A 17,914-nucleotide genomic window follows, 5' to 3' on the forward strand; every position below is an offset into this window, starting at 1 on the left:
TACTTTAGCTATAGCACAATTAAGCAAATACGGCTACGCCAAAATTTTACGAGCATAACACACTATGGAAAATATTACTTGACGTTAAGTTTTAAAGGCATCATACTACCTTAAATATTATTTATATTGAGGTTTAATATGTTGAATTATGATAATTTAAGAAGTATCAGTAGTGGCTTAGATAATGGTTCTAATATAAACAAAGAAACAAAACAAAAACTAAAGACTCTTTTAAAAGATATATTAGAAGTAAAAGATGCACAAAAAATAGAAGACAAAGTAGTTGAAATAAGAAACAAAATAATAAATGAACTAAAAACTGAGTTAACAGAGGGAGTGAAAACTCAACTCAAAGCTGAACTATTAAATGAAATACAAGATACTGTCAATTGGGCGCTCTATAAATGGCGCTATAATCCATTCAATACCTAAAGGAATCAATAAGACATAAATTATTCCAAGTGGAATAATAATTAATGTAACTATTGGTATAGCAACTAAATTTGTGATAATACCACTAATTGAAAAATAATTAAAATTGTATATCGTGTACGGAATAGTTGCTAAACTTGCTATTACTGAGCTGATCATTATCGACACAAAATATTTCATTATTTTTATTTTGAACAATTTATTAGCATTAATTTGATAACTGGCAACCAGTGCCAAAACCGCAGAAAATGACATCTGAAAGCCTGGCTTTAAAATTGCTTCTGGTTCTACTGAGAGTATCACTGCAGCAGCAAACGCAATTGCTATTAACCCTCGATATTTTCTCTCTATCATTATTGCAACGAGTACTAAAATCACCATGATGTAGGCACGCTGAGCAGAAATTTGCATACCGGTAATCAACAAATAAAACGTGGTTGGCAAGATAGTAAGGAATGCAGATATTTTCTTGGTGTTATACTTAAGAGTCAAAGTTTCAGATATTGCGAATAAATTACGAAACACTATAAAAAACAGGCCAGCAACAAATGATAAATGCAAACCAGATATGGCAAACAAATGTGCTATACCTGAATCTCTTATCGCATCCATAGTTTTTTGGTCTATTCCGTCCTTTTTGCCGATTAGTAATGCAGAAATTATGTCTGCATGTGGTTTTTTAATATTTTGCTGCAGGTTTTCATAAATGTATTGACGGAAAGATTCTATATATTCTTGAAATTTCCTTGCTTCAGCCTTTTTGTGCAAAGCTATTTTGCTTGTTGCAAAACCTGTTGCACTTATTTTCTGATAATATGCTATTCTTGCAAAATCATATGCATGCTCCGAGGGCGCAATCTTTAGAGGGAAGAGTTTTGCTGATAATTTTACTTGATCGCCTATTTTAATGCCTTTTTCCACTTTGGTTCTAACTGATATTCTGATGTTATCTAGAGCTCTATCCGGTGTCATTCCAGCGCGTAACGCTGGAATCCATATCTTTTTTTTCTGGATCCCAGTATCAAGTACTGGGATGACAAAAGGGGGTGCTGGGATGACAGGAGAGGATTTTGAGATAGTAGAGACAGAAAGCAGAAATTGTTTGTATGAGCCCCTGTCGTTAATATCCTTCACTGTGGCAATTATATCTTTTACGTATCTCTCTTTATCAAGAATTTGAGTATCAACTAAAGCTGTTCTTAATTTACTAGCTGTAAATCCTATGAGCACTGCAATTAAAGCAATGCATAGTATTGTGTACCTTTTGTGCAGTATCGCAATCAGAGTTAGTGTAGGTGGAAGCAAAAGAAAAATAGATATAGTGAAAATGCAGCTTGGTTCAAAACTTAGGGAAAAATAGGTTAAAATCCCTACACACTGGCACACAGGAAACCACAGTATCAAGTTATATTTTTCATTACGTAGGTTATGACGTATATAGCTAACTATTATGTCAAAAAAAGTTAATAAATATACTAATATACGACCCATAGCGGATTTTATCCTTGTATATCCTATAATTGCAAGTATAATAGCTAAATAAACAACGACGCGGGATGGAGCAGCTCGGTAGCTCATCAGGCTCATAACCTGAAGGCCGTAGGTTCAAATCCTACTCCCGCAACCATTTTCCAACTGTGCGAATATTGTGGTTTCAGGTAGAAACTACTTGACAAATTCCCCCAGTCCCCTTATCATGATACTGAAGGTATTCAGTTATCTTCATCTGTGCAGATTAAACAGCAAAAAACAACGTAGTTGGCGTCTTATTTTTAATTTTTTGCACTATGTGCACCTTATGTCTTCACAACATTTCTGGGTTTTTACCTACACAAGCTGAAACGCGCTTATAAGTCGTTTAAGACAGTATAGAACGCCGATTTGCAGGATTAGAGAGTGACAACTAGCTAACACGGGGTTTCTTTTGCCTTTTTTTTCTGCTTAGTAAATTTCTTAAACATTTAAGATAAGGTGAGTTGCACTTAAAAGCAGCTAAATTGCAGTGTTTAAGACTTAAAAAACGCCAATACAGAAAATAGACAGTGACTAGGGCTTCTTTTGCCTTTTTTTTTATTTGGTAAATTTCTTAATGTTTGTAGCTAAAGTAATTTAGGCCTACCGACAACCGTCATCCCTGTAAAGGTCAAGTATCCCGCTACTTGTTAGCGGATGAGATACCGCGAATGAATCGCGGTATGACGGTTCGTGGCGGTATATTCGTCATCCCGCTACTTGTTAGCGGGATCTATGTTAAGAGATACCGCGGCGGTATGACGTAGGGCTGCTGTCATTCCAGTGCTCCTTTTTTTGTCATCCGAGTAGCCCCTTTTTTGTCATCCCAGTGTCACGCACTGGCATTTGTTGTAAACTCACTTTTACTCTATGGTTATCTTTTTATACTACCTTGTCTACCTTATTTTGCCGCTCCGCTGAACGGATACGAACAAAGAGCATAACTAAACTACTAATGACTGCTGAGTGAACTTAAGATCCAATACAGACTGCTTAGCCTTTAACACTTGCTCTTCACCATGAACAATGCGTTGATAAATAGTTTCTTTTGAGCATTCTTTTTTTAAGAACCTAAAAGCAGATGCAGCAAGATATTCTCTATTTTCTTCAAATGCTAACCAGTAACGGTTTTCTTGCTCACATACAAAACCTGTTGTGTTAGAGCCAGCAAAAATATCTAAAACAACATCTCCTGGTTGTGTTAGAAACTGAATAAAAAATTGAGGTAATTTAGCAGGGAATCGAGCTGGATGCTCTTTTACACCTAGTTCCTTACATGCAGCAAGATACTGGCTGTTAGATTCTGAATTGGGAATCTGCAAAAGATTTGATGGAATAGCTCCTCCATTATCTTTACCAAAGCTACTACCAATATTATGTCCTGATGGTCGTTCTTTTGGAGTATAATAAGCCTTTGGGTTCTCGATAAGTTTTTTCATGCGGCCACTGTATTCCACTAGCACCTTTGTGACATCTGCTTTAGGCCACTCGGTTTTGCTGAACCACCATACTGTATTAACAGAATCTTTTGCTCTGATTTTTCTCTTATTTACCCATTCAATTGGACTTGGCAATTTAGAAGGATTATACCAATAGAAATCTTCTGCAAGGAAGAAGCCTATGTCATCACAGAAATGTATAAGCACTCTAAAATTATATAAACTTCTGGATGGCACGTCTTTTTCATAAGCCCCACCTAGATCAAGTACAAAACTGCCTGTATCTTTGAGTTTGCTATGTACTAATTTTGCAAATTGACTAAGCCATGCAACATATTCGGCTTGGGATTCATTTCCGTATTCTTTTTTTCTTTGCAAAGCAAACGGTGGACTGGTGATTACGAGATCTAAGCTATTATCTGGTAATTGCGGCAATAGGTTAAGAGAGTCTCCACAATATGCAGCTCCCCTGTCTGTAGTATATGTGGGTTTATTATTAAATTTAAATTTTTCCAATATATGTGCCATATGAAAGATACTTATAGTCTGTAGACTTATAATTGTCAACTATTATCTTACAAAGATGACAAAAATAAAAAAACAATCTTTGCGGTTACTTCTTTCCCAGAATATACGAAAGATAAGAAATATAAAAGGGCTTTCCCAAGAAACTCTTGCTGATTTATGTGAATTACACAGAACATATATAGGCTCCGTTGAACGTGGTGAGAGAAATATCTCTATAGATAATGTTGAGCGCACAGCAGATGCCCTTGGTGTTGAACCTACTGCACTTCTAAATCAGGATCAAGACAGAAAATGTCTGAAAGATATATTTCCTCATATACGGAAGTACCAGGAGTTTGCTGTTAAGCATGGTATAAATGATATCTTTCAGGATAACGGCGGGAAAATCCTACAAGTCTTATTACTAACTGGACTCACTATTCTTCCAGCACGCGAGGGAAATGATGCCATTGATGAGTATGGTAATGAATATGAGCTTAAATTAGTAAATGCTCTTCTTACAAAAAGCTTTTCTACTCATCATCATATGAATCCGACAATAATTGCAAAATACCGAAAGGTGGATTGGGTATTTGCTATTTATGAAGGAATAGAGCTAAAAGAAATATATAAATTAACGCCGCAAGACCTTGAACCATATTATATTACATGGGAAAAGAAATGGCATGATACTGGTGGTAAAGACATCAATAATCCCAAAATTCCTTTAAAATACGTCAGAGATAAAGGTAAGCTTCTTTGTGATGAAAGAGTATGTGACCGCCACTAACTTCCTTCGTATCTGTTCAGGTGCATGGCTAATGTACAAATACTGAAACAAAAATTCCAGTGTTCCCTTTCTTGTCATCCCAGTGCCCAGACACTGGGATCCAGCTTTTGATCGAAAATGTTGTATAGTGTGCCTGTTTACAGTCAATTTTTCTGAATCCCAGTGTCTGGGCACTGGGATGACACCATTTATTGTAAGCTCACATTTACTCTATGACTATCTTTTTAGAGCACTTTGTCTACCTATTTTGCCACTCTGCTGAACGGATACCTTCCTTCAGCTTTCCAATAACGAATGTAGCTAGGGATATAGTTGTTCTATTTTCCAATCGCTTCCCTCAACAAGGGTGTATCTAAATCTAATATGCTTCCTATATTCACCTTCTTGCCAAAATTCAATTACTTTTGGGATTACGCAAAATCCCACCCAAAAGTCAGGACGAGAAACTTGTGTATTGTAAAATTCTTTCTCCTTCAATTTTATAGCTTGCTCAAAATCTTGCCAATCTTTCAGAATGCTCGATTGTTTTGAGCACCATGCGCTAATTTGACTATCGCGCGCTCGAGAAGAGAAGTATTTGTCAGTTCTTTCATCGTTTAGAAGTTTAACATCTCCTTCAATTCGTACTTGCCTAGCAAATTCTACCCAGTGAAACACTAACGCAGCTTTAGGGTTCTCGGTCAATTCTTTTCCTTTTCTACTATTTATGTTAGTGAAGAACACAAAACCTTCTTTACTATATTCCTTTAGTAATACTACTCTTGCAGATGGAATGCAGTCTTTGCTACAAGTTGCTAGCGTCATTGCAGTTGGTTGTTTACACGGAGAATTAAGTACTTCTTCATACCACTTTGAAAACAAGTTAATCGGATCTTTTTCAGGTAAAAATGTCATATTCAAAAATAAAATCTTAATTCTGACATACGTTGCAGAAATAAGTGCTACGGCCATTTTGTCGTATAAGTGTTATGATATTGTTGCAGATTTTGCAAGGTTTTTGAACTTTACCATATACGTAAAAGTTATTTTGAAAGTATCCAGCAGATCCAGATGGCTGTGCATAATCTTTCAGTGTTGAACCGCCTGCAGCAATTGCATCACTCAGAGTATTTTTTATTTCAGCAGCAAGTTTTTCGCACTCTCTATAGGTCAAGTCTTTTGCTGACCTGAGTGGTGATATGCGGGCTCTAAACAAACTTTCAGAAGCATATATATTGCCTACGCCAACTATTAATTTATTGTCCATTAATGCTGATTTGATATTCACTTTTTTGTTTTTCAGCAACTCTTGTAAATAGTCTCCACTGAATTCATCCGTGAGGGGCTCTATTCCAAAACCATCAAAAAAATTTATTTCTTGTTCTTTGCTTAAAATAATAACTAATCCAAATCTTCTTGGATCATTAAAGATTATTGAAGTATTATCGGAAAATAAAAATACCACGTGATCGTGCTTATTCCGCACTTGATCATGGTCAGCATATATAAGCTTTCCGCTCATGCCAAGATGTATGATTACAGCCATACTACCATCTGTATTCCAGATCGTATACTTACCTCTACGCTTGATGTTGCTTATGACTTTGCCCTTTAGCATATCATCAATATTTTTTGTTATTGGGGCACGTAAATTCCAATTATTAACTATAACATTGCTAATTTGCTTGTTTTTAATTTTATCAAGCAAGAAGTTAGAGATTATTTCTACTTCTGGTAGTTCTGGCATCTTGTCTACTCTGTTGCTGCTTTTTTCTTTTCAAAATATTTTGCTTTAAAGCTTTCGCTAATCTTTTTTTCTCCTCTTCTTTTTCCTTATTCTTTTTTGTATTATTCATTATCATAATATATAAACTTGCCGTTGTAGCTCAGGTGGTAGAGTACGTCATTGGTAATGACGAGGTCCCAAGTTCGAGTCTTGGTAACGGCACACTGATTACACTTATAATATTGCATAACTTGTAAGCAAGGCTTAGAAGAAAGTTACAGAGGCAGGTTATCATGCTTTTTCCATATCCTTTCTACTTTCTTGTTTTTGAGTAGCTCTAATGCTTTACAAAAGTAATGCCTTGTTTTACTTGGCACTATAATGTCATCAATGTATCCATGTGATGCAGCAAAAAATGGATTAGCAAATTTCTCTTTATATTCTTTGATTAACGTTTGCTGGTCTTTTTCATGCCTAAATATAATTTCAACTGCACTTTCAGGGCCCATTACAGCTATTTCAGCAGTTGGCCAAGCATAATTTATGTCACCTTTTAAATGTTTCGAGTTCATAACGATATATGCACCACCATACGCTTTTCTAGTGATAAGGCTAATTTTCGGCACGGTCGCTTCAGCGTGAGCGTAAAGCAACTTTGCTCCGTGTTGTATTATATTATTGTATTCTTGATTTGTACCAGGTAAAAACCCCGGAACATCAATAAGTGTGATGATGGGAATGTTAAATGCGTCACAGAATCTTACAAACCTTGCAGCTTTTCTTGAAGAATCAATATCCAAACATCCTGCAAGGTGCATAGGTTGATTTGCAACAATACCAACAGTATTTCCTCCAATTCTACTAAAACCAATTATAATATTACGAGCAAAATCAGGTTTTAGTTCAAAGAATTTCTTCTCATCACAAACTTTTTCAATGAGTTCATACATATCATAAGGAGTGTTAGGATTGGTAGGAACTAGAGTGTTTAAGGATTCATCAATCTCATTAACATCATTACAGGTTGGTACAGATTTCGGTGGTTCTTGATTATTTGCTGGTAAAAAGGTAAGGAATTCACGCATTTTTAGCAGCATTTCAACATCATTATTGAATGCAAAATCTGCCACTCCTGTTTTGCTTGTATGAATTTTTGCTCCACCGAGGTCTTCGAAGCTTACATCTTCATAGGTAACCTTTTTTACTACATCTGGTCCGGTTATAAACATGTATGAACTATTCTTTACCATGAAAGTAAAGTCAGTTAATGCTGGAGAATAAACAGCCCCTCCTGCACATGGACCCATAATTAAAGAGATTTGTGGTATAACGCCCGATGCATTTACGTTTCTTTGGAAAATTTCTCCATAACCAGCAAGGGAATTTACTCCTTCCTGAATTCTGGCTCCACCAGAATCATTTAGTCCGATAATTGGAACCCTGGCATTAATTGCCATATCCATAATTTTGCATATTTTTTTTGCATGTGATGCACCAAGTGATCCACCAAAGACAGTAAAGTCCTGAGAATAAACAAAAACTTTCTTGCCGAAGATAGTACCATGACCAATCACTACTCCATCACCTAAAAAATTAGCATTTTGCATGCCAAAATCAGTTGCGTGATGCTTCACGAATTTATCGTATTCTTCGAACGAATTTTCATCGAGTAATACACTGAGCCTTTCTCTAGCAGTTAATTTCCCTTTTTCGTGTTGTTTATTGATTCTGTTAGAACCGCCTCCTTTTTCAGCTTCTAGTGCTTTGGTTTTTAGATTTTCTAGTATTTCAAAGTCTTGCATACAATAAAGTAGTTTTCAAATTAGTTGTAGACTTTATTAAGTTTACAAACCCTATTAACTATACACATACACTATTGCTATATGCAACAGTGTATGTGTGGACAGCTATTGCTTCTCAACTTCTCTGTTCAGCGCTCTTGCCAATGTTTTCAAGGTGATTGGATGTATTAGTATCGCCCATAGAAGAAAGAGGAGGTGAAACAGTTTTACTTTGCACAAAACTTTTAGCAGCTTCGACGACCTTGCTTACACGAGATTCTTTTTCTAGCTCTTCAAGGTACTTTGAGAAGATTTCACAACTTTTATCATCCATCTGTACTGTTATTGCACCAAAACTCTCAGCTTTTTCAGAAGATAAAATCATTTCAATCATTTCACCATTATCTACTTTAAAAGTCATCTTTACTTTGCCTTTCATATCATGATATTGCCCATTTCGTGTCCGAATTATATTATCTCCTTCTCCCATTAGCAATGCACCATATTCTAAATCCTTAAATTCCGGAGAATTCATAAACTTTGCAGGAGTGATCACACTTTCTTCTGAACATTTTACACAATAAAATTTATTATCTCTTTCTACTACAATTCCTTCTTTTTTGTCATTTTCAATACTGTCACACACAGCTTTCTCTAGGCTCAATAAGTAGCTGTTACGCTTTTCTTCTAGAGCCGAATTTATTGGTATATTGTTGCAACACAAGTCCAAGATTTCTTTACTCACATACGTGCCTGTTGAAATTAAATCAGTTATCTTTGAGCAAAGAGAATCCAACTTTTCTTTTTCACTATTTTCAAGGCTTAAATTTTGTCTTTTGATTAGGTCTATATTTTTTATCAAGTGCCCTATCAGTGATATTTCTTTTGCTGCTCGTTCTTTTTCTTCATTAGATAGTATACCATGCACCAAACCATACGGCATACCAAACATAATTTGGTCCTGATATGCAAGCTTTACAATTTCTAGTAATTCGTCAACCACTTTTCCCGCAATCTGACTATCAGAAAGCACTTTATATTTTTTTTCTATATCTTCTACTTGCTCTAGGATCTTTTTTCGCTTCTCTCTCTCAATTTGTTTATATACTGTCCTAATTAATAGGAATTCATCCGTCTTTTCTGGACGCTTTATATCTTTATATGAATGGTTTTGTGACCCTTGTTGTTCTAATTTTCCATTACCTACACTTTCTATTTGCTCTAGCTTTAACATAACTCCTCCATTTCACATAATAAAGTTAAGATAAAATATCTTGACTTGAGAATATTGATATAACCTATAAAGTCAATAGTTAAATTGCAAGATTTCGGTTATAATTTACTGTGTATAGAAGGTGCTCTTAAATTATGCTAAAAATCTCTATAGTAGGCCTACCAAATGCTGGTAAATCAACTCTTTTTAATAGATTGGTGGGAAGAAAAGCAGCGGTGGTCAGCAATATTCCAGGGGTTACACGAGATAGAAGAGAAGGAATAGGCAGAATTAGCGATTTAGAGTTTAAAGTTATAGATACAGGAGGATGGAACGACCAAACTAATTTTTCACTACAAGTTATTGAGCAAATAGAGTTTTCTTTATTGAGTGCAGATATAATTTTCTTTCTTGTTGACGCAAAAGTGCAAAATGAGCAAAACAAAGAATTTGCAAAGTGGCTGAAGAGAAAAATAAATAAACCTGTGATACTGATAGCAAATAAATGCGAGAGTCATAAGTCTGAAAATGTTGATTATTTGCAGTTTTTTGATTTTCTTGGCCCGGTGTATATCTCTGCCGAACATAATCTTGGCATGGTTGATCTTTATGATGCATTAGCTGATGTTATTGAAAATTTGAACGAAGACACTGATCTATTGGGCAGTGAGTCCAGTAAACTTAGAATTGCAATCATCGGTCGCCCAAATGTCGGAAAATCAACTTTTTTAAACAGCCTACTTACAGAAAACAGAGTAATAGTGAATTCAGAGCCAGGCACCACACGTGATTCTGTAGATATTGTATATGATCATAATGGGGAGCTAATTACTCTCATTGATACTGCAGGAATCCGCAGAAAGGCGAATGTTATAGATGACTTAGAATCAAGATTTGTTGAAAAAAGCTTAGAATCAATCAAGCGCTCTCATGTGGTAGTTTTAATGCTAGACTCCCTAGTTGGTATTGAGCAGCAGGATTTATCAATTGGTGAAGCTGCAATTAAGGGAGGGAAAGGGATTATTGTTGTTTTAAATAAGTGGGATTTAATAGGTAAGGATGACAGAAGTAAGTTAATAAAATTTGTCAAACAACAGGAAGTGACTCGGTTATTCTTGGAAGTGCCAACTGTAACAATTTCTGCATTGAAAGGCATGCGCTGCGGCGATGTGATAGATAAGTGTCTTGAAGTGAGTGAATCTTTGAACAAGAAAGTCAGCACTGCAAAACTGAATAAGTGGCTAATTGATGCTTTAGATAGGCACTCTCACCCGCTTGTAAAAGGTAAAGCAGTTAAAATGAAGTATATCGCTCAAATTGGTACTAAACCTCCAGCTTTTTCTTTGATATGTAACATACCTGAAAGTGTTGATGAAAGTTATAAACGCTATTTAATTAATGATCTTAGAAAAAATTTCTTCGTAGATGGTGTGCCAGTCAGATTACTTTTGAAAAAAAATAAAAATCCCTATGCAAAATGAATACTCTGCTTTATACTTTCAGGGGTCTTTATAATAATTTACTTAAAGTCGTGTGTAATAACTCCAGAATTCCTACAATCTTTCTGCTATCAAGTGCTTTTGCTCTAATTTTTGCATATGTGCTAGAATATTTTTTCAACATGCTGCCATGCAAGTTATGTACATACGAGCGGGTAGTTTACTATGTTGCAGGGTTACTTGCAGTAGTATGCATGCTTAAAGACAACAAAATTCTAATCTATGCAATGTTTTGCAGCTACCTCATAGGTGCAGTAATATCTTTTTATCATGTAGGTCTTGAACTCCACTTATTTCATGATGTTTTAGGTTGTACAGAGCAAGCAAGTGGTAACGTTAGTATAGAAGAGCTCAGAAATAATCTACTAAATCCTAATTACTCTCCATCTTGTGACAGACCTCATTACGTTCTAGGTGTTTCCTTAGCAACATGGAATTTAATTTATCTCATAGCAGCTCTGTTCGTATCAGGTAAGGTGTATTGTGGAGAAAGAAAGAAATCTAAATAATTTAAGGTACAGCAACAATCAGTTCTTGCAACAGGCAATTAGAGTAAATCATGCTGGGGAATATGGAGCTATTTGCATTTATTCTGGTCAAAAATTTATTCTTAAAAAATCTTCTATAATCAATGAAATAATTGAAATGGAAGAGCAGGAAAAAAAGCATTTTCACTATTTTAATGAGAAAATCAAAGAGCAAAAAGTTCGTCCTACTGTTTTGTTGCCAGTTTGGCGTGTTTTAGGAGTGTCACTTGGCGTTGCAACTGCCATTATGGGCAAAAAAGCTGCTATGGCTTGCACTGCTGCAGTTGAAGAAGTTATAGGGGAGCACTACAAAGAGCAAGTTTCACATTTAGAAGATGGAGAATTAAGAGAAACTATAAGTAAATTCCGCGATGAGGAGCTAGAACACAGAGATATTGCAATTCAGCACAATGCTGAAAGCGCATTTGGCTACAACATTTTATCTTCATTCATAAAAACAGGCTGCAAAACTGCTATTTACTTGTCCAAGTTAATTTAACTAAGCAGCTTTCTTAAAGTGTTTTTAATGTTATGATGACAACAGAAACCAGGAAGAAATTCAAGTGTAACAATTATTTTATAACTATATTTACATATCACCATTATTAATCAATAATTAGTGTTTGTAAATTAACTGTGTCTAAAACATAGACCACAAAGGAAGGGAAAATGCGTTTTAAACTAGAAAAGGAAGATGCCCCAGGTAAAGACTGTAGTAACGCAGCTCGTTATGTGATAACTACTAAAGTAAGAGTAAATAGCGAAACAACAGTTAGTCTACCTACTACATCTTACGTTATTATTGATGAGCCTATAGATCAGCGCCTTATTGTGATTGACTATAGCTGTGGAACACAAAAGGTGCTGAATGGTTTATCTCAAGGACTACAACTAAAGCTAGAAAAAGTAGGAGATGACAACAAGTTAGCTTTGGTTACTGACTCAGGTGAATATTACTATTATTACCATGATGGCAATATTATTAGTATAGCTACTATTGATTTTATACCTCAATCCCGCAAGAATGGTGAATATGTTCATGTATATGATTATGATACACGTTCTATAAAATTTAAACCACTTGAAAGTAGTAAGGTTTTAATAGATCCAAAAGATGTAATAAGTAGTAAAAATATGAGTCTTATTGGCAGTAGACTTGATATACGAATTGGAGACAATGTTTTTAAAGAATCACAATATGAATACAAATTTTATAAGAGCGTTGAAATACATAACTCCACTGGTAGTAAGGTTGGTATGTTGAATAATGTTGTTCCAATATTCGATAGGAGAAGTGATGATTTCAAATTATCTCCTTTTCATGAAATAAAGAGATTGAATGTGAAAAATAGCTATTTCACAACAGAAAAGTTAGGTGACAATTACGTTGGCTGCATATCGGATGAAAATGGCGAATGCAAAAACTTCTATTCGTTAAACCCTAATTCTTTTGGGTATAAATACGATCATAACTTAGCTTTATATCCTTATTATTATAACTTAGAAAATTTTGGTAACTTTTTGGAGGTTGATGTGGTGAATACTAGAGAATTTGAAGACTTAAAAGCAGAAGTTCAACATTTAAAAGAGCAAATTAAGCAATTAAGACATACAGAACAAGTAGAAGGAATGCCTAGACTTCCAGGTTATCGAGGTCCTCCAGGTTATCGAGGTCCTCCAGGTGATAAAGGTCTAAGAGGTTATGAAGGTTTTCCAGGTCCTAGAGGTATTCCAGGTGAAAAAGGTAGACAGGGCGAGCCTGGGTCGCCAGGCTTTAGAGATCATTCAGGTCTTCCAGGTGGAAAAGGTTATCCAGGTCAAAAAGGTGAGCCAGGAAGAGATGCAAAGCCCGAGAATGTGGCAGCTATTTTATTATCAAGTGAACTAGAAAGATTCAAAAAAGTGCTGTTTAATACACCTATAACTGAATTAAAAGGTAAAACACTTGAGAACTATGTTACTCAAGATCTGTCGAAGGACATTGCAAATGATAAAAACTTTAAAAAAAGTATAAAGGGTGAAAAGGGCGATCAAGGATTAAGAGGAGATACCGTCTTGTATATAACAAATGCAATCGCTAGTCTTCAGTATTTGGTTATTCCCATTCGTACTTTTCCTGCCTCATCAATTATTATCATAACACTTGGTTTATTGTGGCTGTGCTTGTGGGAAAGAAATTGGCGTTTCTTCGGAATTTTCTTTATTGTACTAGGTATTTGCTTTAGCACCGCATATAAAACCCCCGACATCCTAATAAATGCTGATAATGTTGCTGCAAAGGAGAGTGATAACTTACTATATTCTCTCACCAGAAAAAATAGGAACTTTGTTGTCAAAACATGGGCGAAACAAAATGGGCAGAACCAAATTTTGAATCATACAAAATATAGCAATCCAGATAAAAGACTAAAGTGCAACGATTATGGCTGTATATATAATAAAGGAAATAATAAATCAGTACTGCTTGCTTATAAAAAAGAAGATATTTCAGAAAATTGTGATAAAGTTGATTTAATAATTCAATTAAGTGAATTCGACTATTCAGTTTGTAATACTAGAACTATTAAATACACCAATCTAAAAACATATGGCACACATTCAATTTGGTTAACAAATCGTTACGTAAAGATTAATACAGTGCGCTCTAACCGGCCTTGGCACATGTTGAAAAATTAAGAAACTTGATTTTAAGGTTTGGTTAATGTATACCTAAATAAATTAAAACTAGAAAAATGTTATGGTTACAGACACTAAAGATCCTTTCAAAGACTATTTTGATTTTTTAGGATTTAGAAAACTTGCTGACCAGCCCAGTAGAATTTTGAGCTCTATAAGAAAGTATTCTGGTACTATATCGATAGCAAGTACCATTGCTACTCTTATAGCATTTACTGCCTTTTCTATTCAGCCTGTTACAGTAAGTATTGCTGGGTTTACGTTCACGCCAGCACCTCTTGCCTTTATTCCTCTTGCAGTTCTCTTATTTACTGCTGTTATAAACTTTATAAATACACAAAAAATAAAAGAGAATGAGATAGATAAAAAAGTAGGAAACTATCAAGTTGATGAACAGTACAGCCAGATTGTTCAAGAAGCCGAAAAAATTGAAATTGTAACAAATTTAGATCGTAAGAGGAAAAAGCTTTCAATAGTTTTACCAATTTCTAAGATGCAGAGAGAAATACTAGAAGATATAAAAGCAGAAAATAGAAATAGGATTTTCTTGTTTACTGGATCATATGTATTTGGTGCTATTATAGTAGTTTCAGCAATATCACAATCCATTAATATTTCAATAACATTAATATCTTTATTAGTTATTATTCTTGTATGCATCATATCAACACTTAGCAATCTAATAAGTAATAGCGTAGATTATGAAAATCATACTATTAGAAACCACAGTACTTTAGGTCTTCTACTTCCATACTGGTCTGGAAAGGGCATGGTTGTATCAGTAATAGAAAATAAGCTTGGTAAAAAGGAAAATGAACTAATATCTCTAATAAAAGAACTGTTTGGTCCGTTTTGCGACTCATTTCGCAGTAACCTTAAAAAAGCTTGCGATTTACTTGATAATAGTCTTTTAAAGCCTGCAAATATTAACATTAAAGAAACGCTTGGCAGTATAGGGAAGGATCTCAAAGCTTTACTTGATAAATTAGAAAAAGATATAAAGAAAAATGTGGATGAGGTGAAAACAACTGCTAGTAAAGAAATAACTGACTGCCTGAAAAATATTAGTAAAAGTGTGGATGTTCTGTGTAAAGAAGTTAGCGGAGACGTAAAAGGTAAACTGAGTGAAGTGGACGTAGAAAAGGTAATGAGTTTAGTAAACAACTTGAGTAATCTAGCAGAGACTTTAGAAGATAGAATATCTAGACTTAAACCTGGAGCCCGTATGGGATTATCCGGAGCAACTTTTGCAGATGAAAGACTGCCTAACGCACCTAATAACCCCAACCCTCAACAAAATGGGCAAGGAAGCAGTGGTCAATCTAATACTGATCGATCTGCAAATAAAGATATGCAAACTAGTACTAATGAATCTGCAGATCAAGAGATACAGACACAGTTATTAGAAGAACACAACCGACCAAGTGAGCCTGATAATGAAGATAATACTGATCAATTAGTAGATGAAGAGAAGAAGCTACAAGAACAAATGGTAGTCTTAGAAAAACAAGACAGAGTAAGGCAGCTGGAAAAAGATTTACTTGAACGAAAAAGAACAGACAAGTGGAAAGAAAAAATCAACGGCAAACCAAGTGACTTTCTATATTATTTATTAGAATCTATTAAGCTGGAAGAAAAAGATAATAAAGAAAAAAAGGTTGAGGCAACACTACGGGATTTTGATAACAAGATAATAATTCACTGGAAAGATGGCTCTCAAACAACTTGCCATATTAAAAAACAAGGTGATCTTCCTAGTACAAAAGTTGATTTCGTAAATCAAAATATTCAAGCAGCATGGGAAATGGCGCGGGGTAAATCACTATAGATCACTCAGTAATAACCTTAAGTGTTAATAATGATAAAGAGAAATTAAGGTTAGACACCTGTATAGCTGAAAAATGCAACATATCGCGCAGTAAAGCGCAAAGATTGATACAGAATGAGCAGGTGAAATTACTTGGCACACCGATAATTAATAATGATCACATAGTAAAATCAGGTGAAGAGTATATAGTACATCTCGTTCAACCTAACATATCCACATCAATTGAGCCTAATTATGACATAAAACTTGATATCGTCTATGAAGATGAGGACATTATAGTTCTGAGTAAACAAAGTGGATTAACAGTGCACCCTGGTGCTGGGACAAACAATGATACGCTCTTGAACGCAGTTATCGCTCGCCTTGATGTAAGACCAGGAATTGTTCATAGACTCGATAAAGATACTAGTGGGCTGATGGTAATTGCAAAAAATGAGGAAGCCCATAGTTTTTTGTCTGAATTGTTATCAAATCGTAAAATAAAGCGAGAATATTTAGCAGTAGTTTGGGGAGCATTATCTTCCCAGCAGGGAACTATAAAAACTAACATTGCTCCCAAACGCGGTAATAAAGAAATGATGTGTGTAACAAAAATCACAGGCAAATTAGCAATCACTCACTATTTAGTGCAGAAAATTATAGGACAAGCAAGCCTGGTTAAATGCACTTTAGAGACAGGCAGAACACACCAAATTCGAGTCCACATGAGCCACATAGGACATTCCATAGTTGGTGATCAAGTTTACGGAAAAAATAGTAGTAAAAGCACAAAATATGCTAAAAACTCTAGTTTCATTCATAATTTCAATAGGCAAGCACTACATGCTTATATACTGGGCTTATACCACCCAAAAAGTAAGGAATACATGGAATTTGTCTCTGATTTACCGCAAGATATAAAAACTTTAATTGGTGAGTTTGAAAATATACCTAAGAAAGGTTTACCTGATTTTTGAAGTAACGGCATCATTGCTGGTATAGCTAACCCAAGAAAGGTTTCCCTACGTCATACCGCGATTCATTCGCGGTATCTCTAGATCCCGCTAACGAGCAGCGGGATGACGAATTTTTGTTTTTCAAATTGTAGGTAAACCTAAGCCACTTTAGCTATATATATCTTTGGCTGAAATAAATTAAGATTTACTGCAGCTACAATAAGTACTCTTATCATCACATTTTGGTGTTAAGTCGGGATAGAACGTGAGTATAGCATCATTCTTTCTTACAAACATTGATTGATAATTGTCATCTTCCATTTCATATAGGCACATTCCATCTTTTCCTAATTCCTTGAATGCCTTAGTTGCAGAAATTAAAATATCATCGGCATGAAGGTTATATGCGTATCCATTTGGGCATTTAACTTTCACTTCCCCATCCTTACCCAAATATTTCATTCCAAATGTATAAACTGGTGGCTTAATATCTGATTTATTGCATAGGGACTTATCATTCCAAATTGCACCTGCCCATTTATCTTCTTGAGCTTCAACATATCTACCTACAAAATGCATACCACCTAATTTATCGTTTGGCTCACCACAAAAAATATGTCCAAACCCTATAGTTTCTTTTTCACTTCCACTATTTGTAAACCAAATGTTAGCCAGTTCATCTTTAAATAACTCCAAATCCGCATCTGGCGTAATCACTTGATGATCAAGCTTATCATATATTCCTTTCACTACTTCTTGATGCTGCGGACAACTAAGTAAAATTTTGAAATCTTCTTTATCTGGATGTGCTCCCCAATCTCCACAAACTTTCAACACTCCTCTATCGAAGTCAGTTAATTCTGGAAACGGTGGTATATAACCTGGTTGTGAACTGAAAAATGGTTCAAAATTGACCTTAACATTTTCTTCTACATAACTGGTGTGAAAATAATGATCCTTAATATAAAAAATAAATCCTATTATTGGTATTATTAAACACAAAATTAGTTTAACTGTCTTCGACATAATCACGTTCACAAAAAAGCTAGCTTATAAGAAACAATTTAAAA

16 protein-coding genes, 2 tRNA genes and 1 pseudogene are annotated in these 17,914 nt (G+C 35.0%); 11 read left to right on the top strand and 8 right to left on the bottom strand.

The window, feature by feature from the left end; all coding sequences use genetic code 11:
* Positions 1–138 precede the first annotated feature (138 nt).
* Positions 139–432, top strand: a complete 294-nt coding sequence (locus tag ABWU75_RS01955; RefSeq protein WP_353286960.1) for a hypothetical protein — start codon at positions 139–141, stop codon at positions 430–432.
* Here the strand turns inward: ABWU75_RS01955 and ABWU75_RS01960 are convergent.
* Positions 373–1,923, bottom strand: a pseudogene (locus ABWU75_RS01960) (ComEC/Rec2 family competence protein); the annotation flags it as partial. The gene ABWU75_RS01955 and the pseudogene ABWU75_RS01960 overlap by 60 nt on opposite strands.
* 59 nt (positions 1,924–1,982) lie before the next feature.
* Here ABWU75_RS01960 and ABWU75_RS01965 point away from each other — a divergent pair.
* Positions 1,983–2,059: transfer RNA gene (locus ABWU75_RS01965), tRNA-Met, on the top strand.
* Between the two features lie 829 nt (positions 2,060–2,888).
* Here the strand turns inward: ABWU75_RS01965 and ABWU75_RS01970 are convergent.
* Positions 2,889–3,899, bottom strand: a complete 1,011-nt coding sequence (locus ABWU75_RS01970) for a DNA-methyltransferase (RefSeq protein ID WP_353286961.1) — start codon at positions 3,897–3,899, stop codon at positions 2,889–2,891.
* 67 nt (positions 3,900–3,966) lie between these two features.
* Between ABWU75_RS01970 and ABWU75_RS01975 the strand changes: the two genes are divergently transcribed.
* Positions 3,967–4,680 (top strand): helix-turn-helix domain-containing protein, encoded by a 714-nt coding sequence (locus ABWU75_RS01975; RefSeq protein ID WP_353286962.1) that lies wholly within the window; start codon positions 3,967–3,969, stop codon positions 4,678–4,680.
* Between the two features lie 82 nt (positions 4,681–4,762).
* The gene (locus ABWU75_RS01980; protein WP_353286963.1) at positions 4,763–4,942 is read left to right on the top strand and encodes a hypothetical protein; all 180 of its coding nucleotides are present in this window, start codon (positions 4,763–4,765) and stop codon (positions 4,940–4,942) included.
* A gap of 38 nt (positions 4,943–4,980) precedes the next feature.
* Here ABWU75_RS01980 and pdxH read toward each other — a convergent pair whose 3' ends face one another.
* Genes pdxH through ABWU75_RS01995 form a run of 3 tightly spaced genes read right to left on the bottom strand, consistent with a single transcriptional unit; the run spans position 4,981 to position 6,515 of the window.
* Positions 4,981–5,574: a pyridoxamine 5'-phosphate oxidase gene (pdxH, locus tag ABWU75_RS01985; RefSeq protein ID WP_264731700.1), complete on the bottom strand. Its 594-nt coding sequence runs from the start codon at positions 5,572–5,574 to the stop codon at positions 4,981–4,983.
* Between the two features lie 16 nt (positions 5,575–5,590).
* Positions 5,591–6,406, bottom strand: a complete 816-nt coding sequence (mutM, locus tag ABWU75_RS01990; protein WP_264731702.1) for a bifunctional DNA-formamidopyrimidine glycosylase/DNA-(apurinic or apyrimidinic site) lyase — start codon at positions 6,404–6,406, stop codon at positions 5,591–5,593.
* The gene (locus tag ABWU75_RS01995) at positions 6,372–6,515 is read right to left on the bottom strand and encodes a hypothetical protein (protein ID WP_264731704.1); all 144 of its coding nucleotides are present in this window, start codon (positions 6,513–6,515) and stop codon (positions 6,372–6,374) included. Before ABWU75_RS01995 ends, mutM begins: the two co-directional genes overlap by 35 nt.
* A 19-nt stretch (positions 6,516–6,534) precedes the next feature.
* On the opposite strand from ABWU75_RS01995, the gene ABWU75_RS02000 reads away from it, so the two are divergent.
* Positions 6,535–6,607: transfer RNA gene (locus ABWU75_RS02000), tRNA-Thr, on the top strand.
* Positions 6,608–6,660: 53 nt separating this feature from the next.
* Here the strand turns inward: ABWU75_RS02000 and ABWU75_RS02005 are convergent.
* A complete protein-coding gene (locus ABWU75_RS02005; protein WP_353286964.1) occupies positions 6,661–8,187 on the bottom strand; it encodes an acyl-CoA carboxylase subunit beta in 1,527 nt (508 codons plus the stop codon).
* 115 nt (positions 8,188–8,302) lie between these two features.
* Positions 8,303–9,400: a hypothetical protein gene (locus ABWU75_RS02010; RefSeq protein WP_353286965.1), complete on the bottom strand. Its 1,098-nt coding sequence runs from the start codon at positions 9,398–9,400 to the stop codon at positions 8,303–8,305.
* A 134-nt stretch (positions 9,401–9,534) separates the two neighbouring features.
* On the opposite strand from ABWU75_RS02010, the gene der reads away from it, so the two are divergent.
* The 6 genes from der (at position 9,535) to ABWU75_RS02040 (ending at position 16,865) form a co-directional block, all read left to right on the top strand.
* Positions 9,535–10,860 carry a ribosome biogenesis GTPase Der gene (gene der, locus ABWU75_RS02015; RefSeq protein ID WP_353286966.1) on the top strand — a complete coding sequence of 442 codons (1,326 nt, stop codon included), beginning with the start codon at positions 9,535–9,537 and terminating at the stop codon, positions 10,858–10,860.
* Positions 10,857–11,387, top strand: a complete 531-nt coding sequence (locus ABWU75_RS02020) for a disulfide bond formation protein B (RefSeq protein WP_353275574.1) — start codon at positions 10,857–10,859, stop codon at positions 11,385–11,387. The genes der and ABWU75_RS02020 overlap by 4 nt, the downstream gene beginning before the upstream one ends.
* Entirely contained in the window at positions 11,362–11,904 is a 543-nt protein-coding gene (locus ABWU75_RS02025) for a demethoxyubiquinone hydroxylase family protein (protein ID WP_253302799.1), read from the top strand. The genes ABWU75_RS02020 and ABWU75_RS02025 overlap by 26 nt, the downstream gene beginning before the upstream one ends.
* 170 nt (positions 11,905–12,074) lie before the next feature.
* Positions 12,075–14,081: a collagen-like protein gene (locus ABWU75_RS02030; protein WP_353286967.1), complete on the top strand. Its 2,007-nt coding sequence runs from the start codon at positions 12,075–12,077 to the stop codon at positions 14,079–14,081.
* Positions 14,082–14,142: 61 nt separating this feature from the next.
* Entirely contained in the window at positions 14,143–15,909 is a 1,767-nt protein-coding gene (locus ABWU75_RS02035) for a hypothetical protein (RefSeq protein ID WP_353286968.1), read from the top strand.
* Positions 15,900–16,865: an RluA family pseudouridine synthase gene (locus tag ABWU75_RS02040; protein ID WP_353287058.1), complete on the top strand. Its 966-nt coding sequence runs from the start codon at positions 15,900–15,902 to the stop codon at positions 16,863–16,865. Before ABWU75_RS02035 ends, ABWU75_RS02040 begins: the two co-directional genes overlap by 10 nt.
* Positions 16,866–17,042: 177 nt before the next feature.
* On the opposite strand, the gene ABWU75_RS02045 is transcribed toward ABWU75_RS02040, so the two are convergent.
* Entirely contained in the window at positions 17,043–17,870 is an 828-nt protein-coding gene (locus ABWU75_RS02045) for an EndoU domain-containing protein (protein ID WP_353286969.1), read from the bottom strand.
* Positions 17,871–17,914: the final 44 nt, after the last annotated feature.

The sequence above is a fragment of the Wolbachia endosymbiont (group A) of Anthophora plumipes genome, assembly GCF_964028115.1.
Taxonomy (GTDB): Bacteria; Pseudomonadota; Alphaproteobacteria; order Rickettsiales; family Anaplasmataceae; genus Wolbachia.